1 pseudogene is annotated in these 231 nt (G+C 60.6%); it reads right to left on the reverse strand.

Annotation, left to right across the window (positions count from 1 at the left end):
* Positions 1 to 231, reverse strand: a pseudogene (locus tag AF337_RS28805) (substrate-binding domain-containing protein); the annotation flags it as partial.

The following is a 231-nucleotide window of genomic DNA, read 5'->3' on the forward strand; positions in this document are numbered from 1 at the left end:
GGCTGCGACGTTCACCGGCTTTCCGTCGCCTGCAATGCCGGCCGAGGCGAGCGAAGGTCCCATGAAGTCGTAATAGAGGTCGTTGATCGCCAGGGAATGCGTCCACTTCGCGCCATACTTCTGCAGAAGCGAGGTGGTGAGCTGCGGCATGCGCTGAGAGGTTTCGGCAATCGGCGTGTCGACATATTCGAGCACCGTGCCGCCGAGATCCTCGATCTCCTTCTTCATGCG

This window comes from Rhizobium ecuadorense (assembly GCF_001187535.1).
In the GTDB taxonomy this organism is placed as follows: Bacteria; Pseudomonadota; Alphaproteobacteria; order Rhizobiales; family Rhizobiaceae; genus Rhizobium; species Rhizobium ecuadorense.